Source organism: Flagellimonas sp. 2504JD4-2 (genome assembly GCF_053642935.1).
Genome location: NZ_JBSIOV010000001.1, coordinates 1457569 through 1473619, shown reverse-complemented (window position 1 = coordinate 1473619; position 16051 = coordinate 1457569). Strand labels below are relative to the sequence as shown.

At 40.5% G+C, this 16051-nt stretch carries 17 protein-coding genes; 10 read left to right on the top strand and 7 right to left on the bottom strand.

Features of this window, described 5'->3' with window-relative positions; all coding sequences use genetic code 11:
• The first annotated feature begins 29 nt into the window (after positions 1-29).
• The 5 genes from ACULLH_RS06535 to ACULLH_RS06515 all read left to right on the top strand — a co-directional run bounded on the left by ACULLH_RS06535 (position 30) and on the right by ACULLH_RS06515 (position 3315).
• A complete protein-coding gene (locus ACULLH_RS06535) occupies positions 30-1040 on the top strand; it encodes a GlxA family transcriptional regulator (RefSeq protein ID WP_454087918.1) in 1011 nt (336 codons plus the stop codon).
• A 255-nt stretch (positions 1041-1295) separates the two neighbouring features.
• Complete coding sequence (locus tag ACULLH_RS06530) at positions 1296-2147, top strand: DJ-1/PfpI family protein (protein ID WP_454087917.1); 852 nt, start codon at positions 1296-1298, stop codon at positions 2145-2147.
• A gap of 114 nt (positions 2148-2261) precedes the next feature.
• The gene (locus ACULLH_RS06525) at positions 2262-2570 is read left to right on the top strand and encodes a hypothetical protein (RefSeq protein WP_454087916.1); all 309 of its coding nucleotides are present in this window, start codon (positions 2262-2264) and stop codon (positions 2568-2570) included.
• A 3-nt stretch (positions 2571-2573) separates the two neighbouring features.
• Positions 2574-2894 carry an ArsR/SmtB family transcription factor gene (locus ACULLH_RS06520; protein ID WP_454087915.1) on the top strand — a complete coding sequence of 107 codons (321 nt, stop codon included), beginning with the start codon at positions 2574-2576 and terminating at the stop codon, positions 2892-2894.
• Positions 2884-3315 (top strand): SRPBCC family protein, encoded by a 432-nt coding sequence (locus ACULLH_RS06515; RefSeq protein WP_454087914.1) that lies wholly within the window; start codon positions 2884-2886, stop codon positions 3313-3315. Before ACULLH_RS06520 ends, ACULLH_RS06515 begins: the two co-directional genes overlap by 11 nt.
• Positions 3316-3572: 257 nt before the next feature.
• Here ACULLH_RS06515 and rsmG read toward each other — a convergent pair whose 3' ends face one another.
• The gene (rsmG, locus tag ACULLH_RS06510) at positions 3573-4214 is read right to left on the bottom strand and encodes a 16S rRNA (guanine(527)-N(7))-methyltransferase RsmG (RefSeq protein ID WP_454087913.1); all 642 of its coding nucleotides are present in this window, start codon (positions 4212-4214) and stop codon (positions 3573-3575) included.
• 113 nt (positions 4215-4327) lie between these two features.
• Here rsmG and ACULLH_RS06505 point away from each other — a divergent pair, with 113 nt between their 5' ends.
• Positions 4328-5431, top strand: a complete 1104-nt coding sequence (locus ACULLH_RS06505; protein ID WP_454087912.1) for a fatty acid desaturase family protein — start codon at positions 4328-4330, stop codon at positions 5429-5431.
• A gap of 13 nt (positions 5432-5444) precedes the next feature.
• Positions 5445-6635, top strand: a complete 1191-nt coding sequence (locus ACULLH_RS06500) for a pyridoxal phosphate-dependent aminotransferase (RefSeq protein ID WP_454087911.1) — start codon at positions 5445-5447, stop codon at positions 6633-6635.
• Between the two features lie 49 nt (positions 6636-6684).
• On the opposite strand, the gene ACULLH_RS06495 is transcribed toward ACULLH_RS06500, so the two are convergent.
• Genes ACULLH_RS06495 through trkA form a run of 5 tightly spaced genes read right to left on the bottom strand, consistent with a single transcriptional unit; the run spans position 6685 to position 12032 of the window.
• Positions 6685-7749 carry a proline racemase family protein gene (locus ACULLH_RS06495; RefSeq protein ID WP_454087910.1) on the bottom strand — a complete coding sequence of 355 codons (1065 nt, stop codon included), beginning with the start codon at positions 7747-7749 and terminating at the stop codon, positions 6685-6687.
• Positions 7746-8702 (bottom strand): ornithine cyclodeaminase family protein, encoded by a 957-nt coding sequence (locus ACULLH_RS06490; protein ID WP_454087909.1) that lies wholly within the window; start codon positions 8700-8702, stop codon positions 7746-7748. Before ACULLH_RS06490 ends, ACULLH_RS06495 begins: the two co-directional genes overlap by 4 nt.
• Before the next feature lie 15 nt (positions 8703-8717).
• Positions 8718-9149, bottom strand: coding sequence for a YybH family protein (locus tag ACULLH_RS06485; protein WP_454087908.1), 432 nt, complete (start codon positions 9147-9149; stop codon positions 8718-8720).
• 43 nt (positions 9150-9192) lie between these two features.
• Positions 9193-10683: a TrkH family potassium uptake protein gene (locus ACULLH_RS06480; protein ID WP_454087907.1), complete on the bottom strand. Its 1491-nt coding sequence runs from the start codon at positions 10681-10683 to the stop codon at positions 9193-9195.
• The gene (trkA, locus tag ACULLH_RS06475; RefSeq protein WP_454087906.1) at positions 10683-12032 is read right to left on the bottom strand and encodes a Trk system potassium transporter TrkA; all 1350 of its coding nucleotides are present in this window, start codon (positions 12030-12032) and stop codon (positions 10683-10685) included. The genes ACULLH_RS06480 and trkA overlap by 1 nt, the downstream gene beginning before the upstream one ends.
• Before the next feature lie 194 nt (positions 12033-12226).
• On the opposite strand from trkA, the gene ubiE reads away from it, so the two are divergent.
• From ubiE to ACULLH_RS06460, 3 genes are all read left to right on the top strand, one after another.
• Positions 12227-12955, top strand: coding sequence for a bifunctional demethylmenaquinone methyltransferase/2-methoxy-6-polyprenyl-1,4-benzoquinol methylase UbiE (ubiE, locus tag ACULLH_RS06470; RefSeq protein ID WP_454087905.1), 729 nt, complete (start codon positions 12227-12229; stop codon positions 12953-12955).
• 4 nt (positions 12956-12959) lie between these two features.
• A complete protein-coding gene (gene porT / locus ACULLH_RS06465; RefSeq protein ID WP_454087904.1) occupies positions 12960-13658 on the top strand; it encodes a type IX secretion/gliding motility protein PorT/SprT in 699 nt (232 codons plus the stop codon).
• A gap of 104 nt (positions 13659-13762) precedes the next feature.
• A complete protein-coding gene (locus tag ACULLH_RS06460) occupies positions 13763-15310 on the top strand; it encodes a sulfatase family protein (protein WP_454087903.1) in 1548 nt (515 codons plus the stop codon).
• Here the strand turns inward: ACULLH_RS06460 and ACULLH_RS06455 are convergent.
• Positions 15307-16029 carry a TrmH family RNA methyltransferase gene (locus tag ACULLH_RS06455; protein ID WP_454087902.1) on the bottom strand — a complete coding sequence of 241 codons (723 nt, stop codon included), beginning with the start codon at positions 16027-16029 and terminating at the stop codon, positions 15307-15309. The two genes, ACULLH_RS06460 and ACULLH_RS06455, sit on opposite strands and share 4 nt — an antisense overlap.
• Positions 16030-16051: the final 22 nt, after the last annotated feature.

Below are 16051 nucleotides of genomic sequence, written 5' to 3'. Positions count from 1 at the left end.
ATCTTTTTAGATAGCCGTTTTTCATAAATATGATGAGGAACGGCTATTTTTATGGCACCATTGATCGGAAAATGCACGAAACAGCAGAATATCGAGCCTTCTTTCTTGTACCTCCAGAGGTACAGTTATTAGATATTGCAGGACCTGCCCATCTGTTTTATGAAGCCAATGAATATGGGGCCAAGGTCGAACCCCATTACCTAAGCCTGCAGGCTTCCCAAAAAGAAATTTCCAGCGCAGGGGTGTCCTTAGGGAATTTGGAGCCTTTTGAAAATTTTGATTTAGGACCGAAAGATCTACTGTTTATCCCGGGTTTGGAATCGCATCTTTTCTTTGCCCAGGATTTTGTCCATCAACATGCTGGTTTCCTCAAATGGCTCAATACACAATATAAAAACAATGCAAAGATCTGTTCAGTTTGCACAGGAGCTTATCTTATTGCCTTTTCGGGACTTTTTAATGAAAAAAGATGCACCACACATTGGAAATACATGGAGGATTTCGTGTCCAGATTTCCAAAAGCCAAACTGCTTTCCGATAGGCTGATCGTAAAGGATGGCAATCTATACTCCAGTGCTGGTGTTTCCTCTGGAATCGATTTGGCGCTGTTCCTTATCGAAGAGCTCTACGGTCCCGTTTTTGCTACAAAAGTTGCTAAAGAGGTAGTGATTTATCTACGTAGGACTGAAAATGACCCCCAACTCAGTGTCTTTTTGCAATATCGAAACCATATGGATAATAGAATCCACCAAGTGCAGGACTTATTGGCGCAGAATCTATCCCAAAAACTGAAAATAGGGGATCTTGCCGAAGCTGTATTTATGAGCCCTCGAAACTTGACACGTCTGTTCAAAAAAGTTACCGGAATAACCATTGGCCACTATCTTGACAAGCTCAGGGTTGAACGGGCCATCCAAATGCTTTCAAATGGCTCAAAAGTGAGTACAGTATCAATAGCTTGTGGATTGCAAAGTGACAATCAACTGAGGAGTCTAATTAAAAAATACACGTCACAACTGCCTTCAGAATTCAAATATTGATTGTCCCAATACTTCGGTTCTTTGTCCTTTTATGAGGACGCTATTTGAAGTAGTTTTGACCAAATCATCAAAAAAATGAACAGGTCAATCATCATCTTAGCTTTATTTGTTTCCTCTTTTTCCATCTTTGCCCAATACTCAGTGACGGAATCATCCAAATATATCTGTCCCCCTTGTAATAGTGCATGCGATGAAATTGAACATGAAAATCCCGGAGTCTGCGCTCACTGCAACATGGTCTTAATTCAAAAAAACATGACTAAAACAATTGCATTTTACCTTCAAGATGGTGTTGAAGTGCTTGATTTTGCAGGACCCATGGAGGTTTTTGCCTATGCCGGTTACAAGGTGTTCACCGTTTCGGAAACCAAAGAGCCCATAAAATCACAGGGAATCTTGACCGTTACCCCAGATTATAGTATTGAAGATGCCCCGGCTGCGGATATACTTGCATTTTTCGGTGGAAATTCCAATGCTGCTTCACAAAACAGTAAAGTAATCGAATGGGTAAAGGGACAAAGTGAAGTTCAATATCATTTTTCGGTCTGTACCGGAGCATTTGTGCTGGCAGAAGCTGGCATTTTGGATGGAAAAACCGCTACCACCTTCCACAGTGCCTTGGATAACCTCGAGTCAAACTACCCAAAAATAAACGTACGCAAGGACACCCGTTTTGTGGACAATGGGCGGGTGATAACCACCGCCGGGGTTTCCGCAGGAATTGATGGTGCGCTGCATTTGGTTGCCAAACTCCAGGGGATCAATGCCGCCAAACGCACTGCCTATTATATGGAATATGATAATTGGAAAATAGGAGATGGTTTGCTTCTTACCGATGATAATCCTTATCTCCCAAAAGAATCACCGGATTTCTACAAGGCCTTTGAGGGAAGGTACGAATACAAAGACAACCAACAATTGGAGCTAGCATTCGTAAATGGGGATCTCCATGCCCTGATAAACGGGGTGCACTACCCTATTTATCATGAAGAAGGTCCTATTTTCTCCGACGTGGATGGAAAACGCATTTTCTTCAAAAGAGAAGGCTCCAAACAAGTATTGGGGTACTCCTTGACCAAAGAAGGGGTTTTCTATAAAAAACTTTGACCCATACCGAAAGCCGTATAAATTTTTATCCAAATCGTGATTATTCATTCAACCATATGGTTGAATGATAAAAAAAGGATACCTTTACGCCGTATTAAATCAAAATAGGATATTATGAAGGCAGTAAAAGTTCAATACACAGTTAAGGAGGATTACATTGAAGAAAACAAAAAGAACATCCAAAAGGTAATGGATGCACTTAGAACCAATCCGATTGAGGGTATGTTATATTCATCCTATACAGACCACGAAAGTCCGAACACTTTTATTCATATCAATATGGCCAAGAACAGTGAGACCATGGCCAAGCTTAACGATATTCCAGAGTTTACCGCCTTTAGAATGGCTTTGAAAGCAAGTGGCCCTATATCTCCACCAAGGCAGACTTCATTGGACAATGTAGGTGCGGCCTTTGATATTTAGAGCATGGAAAGAGTATTTTCGGCCTTAGCGGATAGTAACCGGAGACAAGTTGTAGAGCTACTGCACCAAAAAGATTCTACACTACTAGAACTACATGAAAGCTTTTCCATTTCTTTTCAAGCGCTTAGTAAACATATCAAGGTTTTGGAAGAAGCCCAACTTGTTCAAAAAGAAAGGAGAGGAAAATATAGAATCCTTTCCCTTAATAGGAGTTCTATGGAATCGACCCTAAAGTGGATCACCTATTATAGCAGCTTTTGGAACGATTCTTTTGATAAGCTGGAGCTATTGATCCAGAAACAAAATCAGAGCAGTGACCAATAGTGTTTACTTAGAGCGAGTCTTTGACAGTCCTATCCAGGAGTTATTCCAATGGTTCCGTAAACCGGATTTGATTGCGCAATGGTTCGGGCCCAAGCATCTAAAAGTTGGGGAGGTACTCCTTAATTTCCGTATTGGTGGCGCCTACAGTATTGAACTTCAGAAAGAACATGGGAATTTCTTTTACATCACAGGATCCTATATAGATATCCTAGAACCAAACAAAATCATTTTCGACCTTAAATATAAAGGGCTTAGCACTCCTCCACCTGATAGTGTTGTTAAAATGATATTTGAACAAATCGAACCTAAGGTTACAAAACTTTCATTTGTTCAAAAATTTGATATTACTCCTCCAGATTTTGAAACCAGGACCAAAGCATGGGAGTCTATGTTTGAAAAACTATATCTTCTCTTGAAATAATTCGTTGAACCCTAATATCCTGGTGGTTCCAGCTGGTTTTTTGAGAAAATCCATCAACAAATCCAACAGCCCTTAGCCAAAAAAATCGATCAAAATTTGATTAGCGCAATTTTTTATGTAAATTTAACGTTAAGTAATTGTAAAATTAAAGCAATTTAAAATCCATTTCCTATGAAAAAGCGAATCAATTACTGGATACAGTATGTTAGGGAGTATTCCAAAAAATGTAGATTGGTGTACAACAGAATGCTGAGCATTTAAGTCAAACTTTTAGACTTCTGAGGAAGGTAAACCACTTTTTTAGTTTCGAAAAAATCCTCTTCAAAAAAGGTTTTTAGGTCAAAAATCTGTACGGTTTTATAATCTTTAAGCTCTTCTGACAGATCCCCGCCTTTTAAATACAGAATCCCGTTCTTCATAGTATGGGAAGAATCCTTTTTGATTTTTCCTTTGGTCCAATGCACAAATGTGGGCATGGCGGCCACTGCCCTACTCACAATAAAATCGTACTGTCCATTCAAATCTTCTACTCTGGAATGATACGCTTTAACATTTTTTAGTTTCAAACCATCTATGACTTCCTGTACCACCCTAATTTTCTTCCCTATGGCATCAACAAGGGTAAATTGAACTTCAGGAAATAAAATTGCCAAAGGAATCCCCGGAAAACCACCACCTGTACCAACGTCCAAAATTTCCGCTCCTTGGTTGAACTGTTGAATCTTGGCTATGCCCAATGAATGCAATACATGACGCAGATAAAGCTCATCTATGTCCTTTCTTGAAACTACGTTTATCTTTTTGTTCCAATCTTGGTATAACGCACCTAAATCTTCAAAATGCAGCTTCTGGGTGTCAGTGAGCTTCGTAAAATACTTGAATATTAAGTTAGCATCCATGTATAATCTGTTAATTTGGGCAAAATTAATACTTTTGGCATCTTAACATCGTTTTTATAAAAAGGTAACCTAGTTGAGAGGTCAATTTGGTTACCTTTGAAAAAATTTTTTTTATGGAAAAGGAGATAATCCGGTTTTCGAGAAAAGACTCAGCACAATTCTTCAAAACGCTAAACAAAAGGGTAAACCAATATTTTAGTGAAAACCAGATAAAGAAAACCGGAAATTGGAAACTTCACCTAAAGACAGTGGTGATGTTTGCCGTGTTCCTGGCCCCCTATTTTTTAATGTTGACATTGAACCTACCCTTTTGGGGTTATATTTTATTGTCCATAACTATGGGAGTTGGTATGGCAGGAGTGGGAATGAATGTTATGCACGATGGTAACCACGGTTCGTATTCCAACAAAAAATGGGTTAACAAACTCATGGGTGGCAGTATATACATATTAGCGGGTAATGTTTACAACTGGCAAGTACAACATAACGTATTGCATCACACCTATACCAATATCCAAGATCATGATGAAGACATGGAAGCAGGAAGAGTTCTTCGTTTTTCCAGACATGCTGAGTGGCGAAAGCATCATAAATTTCAGCACTATTATTCCATTTTCCTTTATGGTCTTTTGACCTTCAACTGGGCGATTACTACAGATTTTCAACAAATGTATCGCTACATGAAAAGAAAATTGAGTTATGGAAAATTACCAAATCCAGTAGTCAATTGGAGTACATTGGTCATTACAAAACTCATTTATGTTACCATTTGGATTGTTCTTCCATTGATTTTTGTCAAAATTGCATGGTGGCAAGTGTTGTTGGGCTTCTTTATTATGCACTATGTAGCTGGGGTGATCTTAAGTGTGGTCTTTCAGTTGGCACACATTGTTCATGATGCCGAAACTCCTCTCCCGGATGAGAGCGGAACCATGAAAAATACATGGGCTATACATCAGCTGGCAACTACTGTGAACTTTGGCACCAAGAACAGAATTGTAAACTGGTTCACCGGTGGATTGAACCATCAGGTTGAACATCATATTTTTCCCAACATTAGTCATGTTCACTACACAAAAATCTCCAAAATTGTGAAACAGACTGCCAGGGAATTTAATTTACCCTACAACGAATATAAAACTACCAGAAAAGCCATAATTTCGCACTTCAAACACTTGAAGGAGCTGGGTAAAAATCCGGCATTACAGTACCAGTAAAATAATTGGATTTATGAGTAACCAACTTTCCGATAGGATCAACAGTTTAGTTCCGTCGGCAACCCTTGAAATGGCTGCAAAAGCTAGAGAGCTTAGAGCCGAGGGAAAAGATATCATTGGGCTTAGTTTAGGTGAACCAGATTTTAAAACCCCTGATTACATTAGGGAAGCGGCGATCCAAGCTGTAAATGATGGATATAATTCGTACACCCCTGTAGATGGGTATGTAGAATTAAAAGATGCCATCATAACGAAATTCAGTCGTGACAACAGTATTACCTATGACCGTTCTCAAATTGTTGTTTCAACAGGTGCGAAACAAGCTCTTTATAATGTGGCCCAGGCTTGTTTGAACAAAGGTGACGAGGTTATTCTACCCTGCCCGTATTGGGTGAGCTATAGCGATATTGTAAAACTTGCGGATGGCGTACCCGTAGAAGTTGCAACTTCGATTGAAAACGATTTTAAAATGACCCCGGAGCAGTTGGAAGATGCTATAACCCCAAAGACCAAAATGCTTTGGTACAGCTCTCCTTGTAATCCCAGCGGGTCCATTTATAGCAAAGAAGAGTTAAGGGCTTTGGCAGATGTTCTTCAAAAACATCCACAGATCGTGATCGTTAGTGATGAAATCTACGAACATATCAACTATGGGGTTACAGAACATGCCTCAATGGGCGCTTTTGAAGATATGTACGACCGAACCGTCACCGTAAATGGTGTCGCCAAGGCGTTCGCCATGACAGGCTGGAGAATCGGCTACATTGGAGCTCCAAATTATATCGCAAGGGCGTGCAACAAACTTCAGGGACAGGTTACCAGCGGTGCCAATTGTATAGCTCAACGCGCTGTGATCACTGCACTTCTGGAACCACCAAGTCGTGTGCAATATATGGTGGACGAATTCAAGAACAGAAGAAAACTGATTCTTGAGTTGTTGAACAACATTCCTGGTTTCAAATGCAATGAGCCTCAAGGAGCATTTTACGTCTACCCAGATATTAGTGCGTTTTTTGGAAAGACCTTAAATGGAAAACAAATCAATAATGCTTCTGACTTTGCAATGTATTTGTTGGAAGCAGCCAATGTGGCGACCGTTACCGGTGATGCCTTTGGAAATGGCAACAGTATTCGAATTTCTTATGCTGCCAGTGTTGACGAGATTAAAGAAGCTATTTCAAGAATCGCTTCGGTAGTTTCGTAATAGAATATCTAAACTCAAACAAGAAAAAGGGAGCCTTAAGGCTCCCTTTTTACCTTAGGATAAATCCTTTTTTCATAGGGTCTTTAGGATCAATAACAAAAGTATGCTTCCCGGTAATATGGGCTGTACCCTCAACTTGTGGAATTACCGCCTTAAATGTGCCATAGTCCATTTCAGAAACAACACTGCCCTTAAAAACAGAATCGGTTATACTTTCAATGGTCATGGTCTGGTTCAATTGCAATTCCTTTCTTGCCCAATGAATGGCCATTCTCCCTGAAACGCCAGAACCCGTGGGGCATCTATCTACTTCCCCCTCGGCAAAAATGCAGACATTCTTACTATCCACTGCTTCTTTGGAAGAATCATCAATAAAAATTGTTCCATATAGAAAACTAAGGTCGTCTTCAAAGGGGTGCTTTATTTCCGAGTCTTGCTCCATTACCGCATGTTTTATTGCCATTCCTTGTGCAATCAAATCTTGGTATGAGTCAGCCGATAAGTTTAGATTTAGATCGTTCTTTTTTAAATCGACATAGGCATAAAACGCTCCTCCATAGGCCAAATCATAGGTGACTTCTCCCAATCCCTTCACATTGGCTTTTCGATCAAGTCCTACCACAAAACTTGGAACACAATGAAACCTAACTCCGGTAACCTCGCTATCGTGTACATTCGCATAAGAAGTAATTCTTCCGCAAGGAGCATCAATTTTGAGCATATTTTCACCTTCTTTTACATGAATCCATCCCATTTTGACCGCCAATGTGGAAATCGCAATAATGGCGTGGCCACACATGGTGCTGTACCCCTCGTTATGCAGAAACAGGATTCCAAAATCAGCCCCATCATCATTGGGAGGAACCAAAATACATCCATACATATCGGCATGTCCTCTTGGTTCAAACATCAATGCGGTTCGTAAATCATCGTGATTTTCCTTGCAATACCTTCTGTATTCAAGTACCGAACTTCCCTTCAATTCAGGAAAACCATCAACAATAACCCGCAAAGGCTCCCCTCCGGTATGCATATCGATGGTTTTGATTTCCAACCAATCCTTGGGTGTGGAAAAAGTAGTGTTACCTAATATGTTTTTATATGTATTGCTCATTTTTCGAATTTGGAATAGTAATAGGTTGCGGCAATCAAATCTTCCAAGGCATGTCCAACCGATTTAAACAAAGTGATTTCATCCTTACTGTTTCGGCCTGAATGTTTTCCACTGCACAGACCAAATAGATCGGCTTTAATGTCAGACGCTCCCAAAATTCCTTCTTCAACAGGAATCGCAATATCTCCACTTTCCTTGAGTCCTCCTTCAAAGGAATCCAAGAATATTGCAGCTCTTTTTATGGCTTCATTATCCGCTTCACGCATGTTGGGTTTGTATGCTCCAACCAAGTCAATATGTTGCCCCGGAACAAGGTAATCACCAAAAACCAACGGTTTTTCTGAAAGTGTGGCACAAGAAATAATATCAACTTCGGCTATTTTTTCCTCGATATTGGATAGTGGTGCTATCTGAAAACCTTCATGGGAAAGTATGCTGCATATTTCAGTAGCCTTTTCCATATTTCTCCCCCAGACATGCACCTTCTTTATAGGACGTACAGCGGAATGTGCCTTAATCAAATTGATGGAAAGCGCCCCAGTACCTATCATCAATAGGGAATTAGCATCTTTTTTTGATAAATAGAAAGAGGCCAATGCCGAAGCTGCCGCGGTCCGTTTTGCAGTAAGACTTTTGGCTTCCATCACTGCTTTTAATGTTCCTGTTGCCGCATCCATATACAGATAACTCCCCTGAATCGATGGCAATCCGTAATTATCATTGCCAGGATTTACGGTAACTACCTTTACACCAGCTTCTTTTCCAGGGTTCCATGCTGGCATCAGCAACAAAGTTGTATCCTTACCGGTCTTTGGGTTTGGAAAATCATGATGGTGGCGTTGGGGTATTAAAACCTCTTTTGAAGCAAAAGCATTCTTTAGTTCCTCGATCAGTTCGGAAAAATCGGTGTTTTCTTCAATAAAGGTTGAATCAATATATAAAGGCTGTTCCAATTTTTGAAAGGTATTTTAGCAAGACATATCGGCCACAATTTTCCATTCCCCGGCTATCTTTCGCAATACGATAAGAAATACGCCATTTGCATCACCCGCCGTTCTGGTTAGGTGGTATTGCCCCATTACGTAATAGGAATTGGAATCGATTTTGGTAACCGCATCAATGGTAAATTTCAAACTCCCGGTATCTGCTTTTGTGGGATATCTTTCCTTATATCCTGACAGGGTTTTATCCCAGCCCAAGGTCAATCCCCTAGCTCCATAAAATTGCAGGGAATCACTTTTCCAATATCCCTGCATGAATCCCTCCAAATCATGATTGGACCAAGCTTCCTCCTGATGGTTCAATATTTGCATGATTTCAGCCTTGTCCTCTTCCTCAGAGGTATCACAACTGAGGTAAAACAAGCAAATTCCTCCCAAAAGAAAAATGACCTTTTTCATCTGTATAAAATTTTCAATCATTGGATTTTAAAACTTAGGAAAGCTACGTTTTTTTCCAGAAATATGGCGTAAGAATGATTAAAACGGTGAAGAGTTCCAACCTACCCAGAAGCATTAAGAAACCACACCACCATTTACCTGCATTGGGCAAACTATTGTAGTTGCTTACGGGATTAAGACTTCCCAAAGCCGGGCCCACATTTCCCAAAGAGGATGCGGAACCCCCAATGGCCGATACAAAGTCAAGGCCCATAAAACCAAGAACCAAGGAGCCAATGATAAACAATAGCATATAGAGCACAAAAAAGGCTATAATGTTGTAGACAATATGTTCGGTAACGGTTTTGTTGTTGTAGCGTACAGGAATAATGGCATTGGTATGCAAAGTCCGTTTAAACTCCAACAATCCATTTTTTATGATCAGAAGGTGTCGCATTACCTTTATTCCTCCTGCCGTGGAACCTGCGGATCCTCCCAAAAAAAACAATCCAAAGAAGAAAACCGTTAAAAATGGTGTCCAACTGGTAAAATCAGCGGTTACAAATCCGGTTGTGGTCACAATGGCAACTACCTGAAAAAGTGCATGCCTGAAGGCACTTTCTCCTTCACCCCAAACCATTGGGTGAAAATCGGAAACCTCAACATTTGCTTTATAATGGACCACCAAAAAAGCGGCAATAGTAAATAGGACGATAAAGCTGGCATAATATTTAAACTCCTCATCCTTTATAATTCGTTGTACCCGGCCTGTGAATGCGAAATAGCTCAATACAAAGTTGCTTCCGGCCAAAAACATAAAAACAATAGTAATGTACTGTATCAAGGGTTGATTGTTCCAATAGGCCAAACTTGCATTTTTAGTTGAGAAACCTCCTGTTGACAAGGTTGCCAAGGAATGGTTCATGGCATCAAACAGGGACATTCCCGCCAATTTTAGCAGAATGGTCTCCGCAACGGTATATCCAAAATAAATCAACCATAATCGCTTGGCGGTATCTGTAATCCTTGGGTGCAATTTGTCTCCGGCCGGACCAGGGGCTTCGGCCGCAAATAACTGCATCCCTCCGATTCCTAAAAGAGGAAGAATAGCTATAGCAAGTACAATGATACCCATACCTCCAATCCAATGGGTCAGGCTTCGCCAAAAAAGAATTCCCTTGGGTAGAATTTCAATATCATTCAATATGGAGGCCCCAGTGGTGGTATAACCCGAAATAGTTTCAAAAAAAGCATCGGTAACGGAAGGTATCGCTCCTGAAAAAAGGTAGGGAAGCGTACCTGAAATGGACATGATAATCCATCCAAAGGTCACCACAATGTAACCTTCCTTCCTTTTTACCTCTTTCTTATGGCCTCTGGTGCCGAACATGGCCATGATTCCAAAAAGCATGGTAACAATAGCCGCAAGGGTAATATCCAAAGTTGCTCCATCGTCATAAACACCGCTTACAAAAGCAGCCAGAAGCATGAAAGAGCCATTGCAGAGTAGCAAAAGCCCCATAATATGAATAATAATGCGAGTATTAAGCCCCATTACAAGAACAGCTTTTCTATTCTTGGAATTGCTTTTGGCAGACAACAGACCACAACACGGTCGCCTTCTTGAATTTTGAAATCACCTAGGGCGATGATTCCCACTCCATCACGAATTACTCCACCGATGCTGGCTTCCCTTGGAAAATTCAACTCACGGATAATCTCACCATTAACCAATGAGGTAGCCTTCACCTCAAATTCCAGGATTTCAGCGTTCAGGTTATTCAGACGTGTTAGTGCCAACACCTCTCCCCTTCTAATGTAACGGAATATATTATTGGCGGCCAATAGTTTTTTATTGATCAAGGTATCTACCCCAATGGAATGGGACAGTTGGAAGTAATCCATATTCTCGACCATTGCTATGGTCTTCTTTATCTTTTTTGATTTGGCCACCAAACAGGACATAATATTTGTCTCCGAGTTTCCGGTAACCGCAATAAAAGCATCCATGGAATCCAAGCTTTCCTCATCCAAAAGTTCCACATTTCTTCCATCTCCATTGATAACAAGGGCATGGGGAAGCTCATCTGCAATATCAAAAGCCTTTTCCTTATCCTTTTCGATCAGTTTTACATTGAACTTTTTGTTGCACAGGTCCCGAGCGGTATTAAAGCCGACCTTGCTTCCGCCAAGAATCATCACGTTCTTGATTTCCTTTTTTTGCATGCCCGTAAGCTTGTACAGCTCATCCACACCTCCTGGAGTAGTAATAAAATAGACCTGGTCACCTTCTTTGAAAACGGTATCCCCTCTAGGAATTAAAGTGTATTGGGTCCCCATACGCTGCAGTGCTATGGGCATAAAATGTAGCTCAGGGAATATTTTAGCAGCTTCCTTCACCATTTTACCTACAAAAGGGGCAGATTTTGGAAGAAAAACACCTAGCATGGTAAGCAATCCATCCTCAAATTCATAGGTGTCGTTGAATGCTGATTGATTTAAAAGTAATTGTATTTCAGTAGCTGCCAATTCCTCTGGTGAAATCAACTCATCAATACCAAGTTCATCAAACTTAATCAGTTCCCGATTATCCATAAACTCCGTATTGGAAATTCGGGCAATGGTTCTTTTGCATCCTAATTGCTTGGCCAATAAACAGAGGGTCAAGTTTGTGGTTTCGGATGCCGTGACCCCTATGACCAATTCCGAACTCTCAACCCGTGCATCACGCAATACTTCTATGGAGGTGGCATCACCACGGAGCACCCTTATATCCAAATGATTGTCAGCATACGACAAACTCTCCTTGTCGGTATCAATCAATGTAATATCCTGTGCCTCATACGACAATAATTTTGCCAAATGAAAGCCAACTTCACCTGCTCCCGCAATTATAATCTTCATTGATTAGTATAAGATGTTCCTAATAAGTTCAATTTGTGTGTTACAAACGGCAAAAAAGAATAACGGCCGCGGTCCAAAAGACAAATACCTAACATAATACGGAAAAGCTTTCCATGATTGCATGCAAAATTACATAATTATTTTTGTACGTCTTCCATATACCTAAGTTGTATATTTGCCAGCAAATTTAACAGATGTCGAAAAAAGTGAAGCCATACAAGGATTCAGACCTGGGCAAAAAAGAACAGGTAAGGCAAATGTTTGATACCATTTCTGGCGATTATGATGGGTTGAACAGGGTCATTTCCTTTGGTATTGACTTAAAATGGCGTAGGAAAGTAGTTGCTATCCTTTCAAAGAAAGCACCGCAGAATATTTTGGATATTGCTACAGGTACTGGTGATTTGGCAATAGCCATGACGGCAACAGGTGCCGAAAAAATTGTGGGATTGGATATTTCCCCAGGTATGTTGGAGGTTGGAAAAACCAAAATTTCGGCAAAAAGCCTGGAAAACACCATTGAGATGATGGTAGGCGATAGCGAAAACCTACCTTTTGCCGACAACACTTTTGATGCAATTACTGTAGCTTTTGGGGTACGTAATTTCGAAAATCTGGAGAAAGGATTAAGTGAAATACTAAGAGTACTAAAATCTGGAGGAAGCTTTGTGGTCTTAGAGACTTCCGTTCCGACAAAAACACCTTTTAAGCAAGGATATCGAATGTACACCAGGTACATTCTCCCAACCATTGGTAAAATCTTCTCCAAAGATAGGTCTGCGTATGCTTATTTAAGCGAATCCGCTTCCGTTTTCCCACATGGTGAGGCCTTCAACAATATTTTGGACAAAATTGGGTTTATAGGTATAGAGAACAAACCCCAGACATTTGGGGTGGCATCTATATATGTCGCTACAAAATAATTTGATGAAAAATGTCCTTCTTCTTCTTGGCTTGCTAATATTGGCATGTCCAAACTCCCAAGCACAGTTTAAAAGAGACCCCATACTCAATCTTCAAACAGAAGATCAAAAATTGTTGAACTGGGGATATTACTTAGGATTCAATCAGTATGACTTTCAGTTTGAATATGAAAATGATATAGGTCAGGACGTTTTGGTCAACAAAAGTTTCGGTTTTAATGTAGGGCTTATTGGAGAAATACGCATCAACGAATTTTTGGACGGCAGGTTTGAGCCAGGTTTGCTCTACACTTCCAGAACCTTGGGTTTCCCCGGGTTTACAACAGAAGCAGAGGCCATAAGGGAAGTGAAGTCCACCTACATTCGATTTCCACTGTTGTTGAAAATGAGTGCAAAGCGGTTTGGCAATTGGAAACCTTATGTTACTGGAGGTGTATATACCGCTATGAATTTGGGCAGCAAAGAAGACAGCTTGGATGATAACAGTAGCGGTCAGTTTCGGATGAAGCAAAACGTGTATGGCTACGAAGTGGGTTTTGGCATTGACATTTACACCGAATATTTCAAGTTTTCACCTTCTATTCGAGGTGTCTTTGCACTTACAGATGAGATTGTTCCCGATAACGATCCAAATAGTCCATGGACAGGTAACATCAATGCCATGCGAACCAGAGGTTTCTTTATCAATTTTACCTTCGAGTAAAGAACTTTTCCCCTACTCCACAATCATTTAGGGTTTAATAAATGTCGTTGGTCGATTGAGTTTTCTAAATGAATTAGGTTTACTAATTTCATAAAAACTTGTGTATGCGATATTTACTGATTTCACTTCTGTTGCTGTTGTTCGGATGCCATTCTAAGGAGGAAGAACGTCCGAATATATTGTTTATCCTGTCGGATGACCATACTTCCCAATCATGGGGAATTTATGGAGGGCATTTGAAGGATTTTGTAAAAAACCAAAATATTAAACGGTTGGCAAATGAAGGCGTGGTGCTTGACAATGCCTTTTGCACCAATTCCATCTGTAGTCCAAGTAGGGCATCCATATTAACTGGTCAGTACAGCCACTTGAACCAAGTTTATACACTTAGAGAATCATTACCGGAAGGGCATCCTAACATTGCTAAATCTTTGGGGGAAGTAGGTTATCAAACCGCAATAATCGGAAAATGGCATTTAGACAAACAACCCGAAGGGTTTGACTATTTTAAGGTACTTCCTGGCCAAGGTGAGTACTGGAATCCGGTATTCAAAATCAAGGAAAACTGGCAAGATGGTTATATCAAAAGGGAAGAAGGGGTTACCCATGAAGGTTTTTCCACGGACGTCATCACGGATTTGACCATCGAGCACTTGAATAAAAGACAAAAAGACCAGCCCTTTATGATGGTCTGTAGTTTCAAGGCTACCCATGAACCATTTGAATATCCAAAGCGATACAACGACTATCTTGAAGATGTAGAAATTCCGGAGCCCGAGTCCTTATATGATTTTGGAAAAGAAACCACTGGTAGAACGTTCAAGGGGCAAAAATTGGAAAATCTTGGTATTCGATGGCAAAAGGCCACAGAAAATCCGGACAAATTTTGGACTTCCTACCCAGGGCTCCCCTATCCATTGGACGGATTGGACAGCGTGCAAAAGCGCAGCAAGATATTTCAAAAACTCACCAAAGACTTTATTCGTTGTGGGGCAGCCATCGATGACAATATTGGTAAACTTCTGGATTATCTAGAAGAAGAGGGGATTGCAGACAATACCATTGTAATCTACACTGCTGATCAGGGTTACTTTTTAGGGGAACATGGCTTTTTTGACAAACGTCTGATATATGAAGAAAGTTTGCGCATGCCATTTGTGATCCGGTATCCGAAGGAAACCATGAAAGGCAAGCGATTGGATGATATCATATTGAATATTGACTTTGCAGCTTTATTAGCAGATTATGCAGGTCTGCCGCCCCAAGATTATATTCAGGGTAAAAGCTTCCGTGAAAACCTTAAGGGAAATACTGCCGAAGATTGGCGCGAACAGATGTACTACCGATACTGGCTCCATTCACCCAATAGACCGGCCCATTTTGGCATCCGAAATAAAAGATATAAGCTCGCCCTTTTTTACGGACAAGGATTGGAGATGTATGGAAGTGACTCAACAACTACCCAGCCGGCTTGGGAATTCTACGATCTAAAAGAAGATCCAAAGGAATTGAACAACTCCATTGACAATCCAAAATACGCTAGGATTATTTCAGAAATGAAGGTTGAATTAAAGAAAGAAAGGGAACATTTTAAGGATACCGACCAAGACTATCCTCAGATGCAGGATATTCTGTCGGAAGAATTGAATTAACCTCCTCTTCGAATTTCGTTCAGAAGAATCGCTGTGGCCGTGGCCACATTCAAACTTTCCGCTGTTTTTTTACCAAACTGTGGAATAGCAACTCGTTTTGAAATTACAGATTCAACCGCTGTGGAAATTCCATTGGCTTCATTTCCCATGACCAGGACCCCATTTTTTGGCAGTTTTGCGCTGTGAACGGTGTCTCCATCCATAAACGCACCGTAAATTGGCAGTTCCGTTTCTTTTAAATACGCTATCAAATCGGTGTAAACTATATTGACCCTGGCAATTGAGCCCATGGTCGCTTGTAATACTTTAGGATTGTAACAATCTACGGTTCCCAATGCACAAACTAGGTGTTTTATCCCGAACCAATCACATAGTCGAATAATGGTGCCCAAATTTCCTGGGTCACGAACATTATCGAGCGCAACTACCCAATCAAAATCTTCAATAGGCTGATCCACAGGCATGTGAAACACACCTAAAACTCCATTTGGGGTACTAAGACTGCTCATTTGTTTCAGTTCTGCTGAAGAAATAGTGTCAAAACCAACAAAATCCCCATCTTCAATTTTTGCTTCAACAAACAATTGAAAAGATTCCAAACCAGCATCCAAAAGCTCAAAAACTGCTTTTTTCCCTTCAACAACAAACAACTTGTGTTGACTTCGGTACTTTTTTTGCTGTAAGCTCTTAACTAGTTTAATTTGGTTTTTGGTAACCATCTAAATCGTGTATTTTTGGCTT

Excerpts from the sequence above, each read along its gene's own strand:
- ACULLH_RS06455 (WP_454087902.1), bottom strand. The coding sequence starts at position 16,029 with ATGGTTACCAAAAACCAAATTAAACTAGTTAAGAGCTTACAGCAAAAA.
- porT (WP_454087904.1), top strand. The coding sequence starts at position 12,960 with ATGAAAAATGTCCTTCTTCTTCTTGGCTTGCTAATATTGGCATGTCCA.
- ACULLH_RS06500 (WP_454087911.1), top strand. The coding sequence starts at position 5,445 with ATGAGTAACCAACTTTCCGATAGGATCAACAGTTTAGTTCCGTCGGCA.
- ACULLH_RS06535 (WP_454087918.1), top strand. The coding sequence starts at position 30 with ATGATGAGGAACGGCTATTTTTATGGCACCATTGATCGGAAAATGCAC.
- ACULLH_RS06520 (WP_454087915.1), top strand. The coding sequence starts at position 2,574 with ATGGAAAGAGTATTTTCGGCCTTAGCGGATAGTAACCGGAGACAAGTT.
- ACULLH_RS06485 (WP_454087908.1), bottom strand. The coding sequence starts at position 9,149 with ATGAAAAAGGTCATTTTTCTTTTGGGAGGAATTTGCTTGTTTTACCTC.
- ACULLH_RS06505 (WP_454087912.1), top strand. The coding sequence starts at position 4,328 with ATGGAAAAGGAGATAATCCGGTTTTCGAGAAAAGACTCAGCACAATTC.
- ACULLH_RS06480 (WP_454087907.1), bottom strand. The coding sequence starts at position 10,683 with ATGGGGCTTAATACTCGCATTATTATTCATATTATGGGGCTTTTGCTA.
- trkA (WP_454087906.1), bottom strand. The coding sequence starts at position 12,032 with ATGAAGATTATAATTGCGGGAGCAGGTGAAGTTGGCTTTCATTTGGCA.
- ACULLH_RS06530 (WP_454087917.1), top strand. The coding sequence starts at position 1,296 with ATGACTAAAACAATTGCATTTTACCTTCAAGATGGTGTTGAAGTGCTT.
- rsmG (WP_454087913.1), bottom strand. The coding sequence starts at position 4,214 with ATGGATGCTAACTTAATATTCAAGTATTTTACGAAGCTCACTGACACC.
- ubiE (WP_454087905.1), top strand. The coding sequence starts at position 12,227 with ATGTCGAAAAAAGTGAAGCCATACAAGGATTCAGACCTGGGCAAAAAA.
- ACULLH_RS06525 (WP_454087916.1), top strand. The coding sequence starts at position 2,262 with ATGAAGGCAGTAAAAGTTCAATACACAGTTAAGGAGGATTACATTGAA.
- ACULLH_RS06460 (WP_454087903.1), top strand. The coding sequence starts at position 13,763 with ATGCGATATTTACTGATTTCACTTCTGTTGCTGTTGTTCGGATGCCAT.
- ACULLH_RS06495 (WP_454087910.1), bottom strand. The coding sequence starts at position 7,749 with ATGAGCAATACATATAAAAACATATTAGGTAACACTACTTTTTCCACA.